The organism is Pedobacter namyangjuensis, from assembly GCF_003313325.1.
Classification (GTDB): domain Bacteria; phylum Bacteroidota; class Bacteroidia; order Sphingobacteriales; family Sphingobacteriaceae; genus Pedobacter; species Pedobacter namyangjuensis.
In genome coordinates this window covers 1-1,176 of record NZ_QMHQ01000013.1, presented here as the reverse complement: position 1 = coordinate 1,176, position 1,176 = coordinate 1, and the positions used below count along the sequence as shown (strand labels likewise).

The window sequence follows — 1,176 nt, the reverse complement described above, 5'->3', positions numbered from 1 at the left end:
TTAACATGCAACAAAATGCCTTTTTTAGTGGTGAAAACATTCTTGTGTTGGGCGAATTTCGTATTCCTGAAAATCATGCCACCGATACGGAAAGTCTCCGCGGAAACGTTAGTCAAATAGATGATTTGGTGTATCCAATGATCCACGCTATTGTAGCCGCTGGAAAAATCCCGATTGTTATTGGAGGCGGGCATAACAACTGCTATCCCATAATTAAGGGAACCTCATTGGCATTAAATGTCAAAATAGATGTCCTAAACATTGATGCCCACGCCGACTTGAGAAATCCGGAAGAAGGTAGACATAGTGGAAATGGCTTCAGTACCGCCATTGAGCATGGCCTTTTAGATCAGTATCGGATTTTAGGTTTAAGCCAAAATTATATTTCCCAAGCACAGCTTGATTTCATTGCTCAAAACAACAACGTTAAAGCCTTTTATTTGGAAGATTTGTTGGCTTTCCAACAAGACTTAAGGGTTGCCGCAGAAATTCTCTTAAATCGCACTAAATTTCCTTTAGGGCTGGAAATTGATATGGACAGTATCTCCGGGGCATTATCAAGCGCCAGTACACCGAGCGGCTTTACCTTAAATGAAGTACGGCAGTTGATCATGCACCTACAGCGTAAATTTACCTACCTACATATTTGCGAAGGCGCCTACCAGTTAAATGATGGCCAAACAGACACCAACATCGGCAAAAAAATCTCACTTTTAGTCAGCGATTTTATTAAAAGCCATCAGCTAATTTAAAGCTCTTCGTCTTCGTAACGTTGTGCCGCTTTAGCCATCACTTCCATTTCGGCGAGTTGTTTGGCGGTCAAGGGCTCTTCCTGCTCCTGCATCTCAAAAATAGCAATCATTGTTTCCTCGTATTGCTTTGCGGTAGTAATTTTAAAGTCCTTTTCCATTTTAATAGTATCGAGAATCTTTGTCAAGTATCGAAATTAAATTTTGAATTTAATAATTCCTTTGGGAGTAATGCACAAATCTAACCTAATATCATCGGGGTGGATGTCAGCAATGTCTTCGTCCTGAGCATCAAACAAAGAAATGCCCACCTTCAATGGATTAATTTGAGATAGAAAGCGGTCGTAAAACCCTTTGCCATAACCTACACGATAGCCGCGAAGATCAAAAGCCAATAGCGGCACCAAAACTAAGTCTATTTTGCCGT

At 40.7% G+C, this 1,176-nt stretch carries 3 protein-coding genes; 1 reads left to right on the top strand and 2 read right to left on the bottom strand.

Annotated features, from left to right (window positions below; translation table 11 throughout):
* The coding region (locus DUT69_RS18975) for an arginase family protein (protein WP_162796361.1) at positions 1 to 752 on the top strand (752 nt) is incomplete at its 5' end.
* Here the strand turns inward: DUT69_RS18975 and DUT69_RS19320 are convergent.
* Entirely contained in the window at positions 749 to 937 is a 189-nt protein-coding gene (locus tag DUT69_RS19320) for a hypothetical protein (RefSeq protein WP_162796360.1), read from the bottom strand. The two genes, DUT69_RS18975 and DUT69_RS19320, sit on opposite strands and share 4 nt — an antisense overlap.
* 9 nt (positions 938 to 946) lie before the next feature.
* The coding region (locus DUT69_RS18970; protein ID WP_317047228.1) for a 5-formyltetrahydrofolate cyclo-ligase at positions 947 to 1,176 on the bottom strand (230 nt) is incomplete at its 5' end.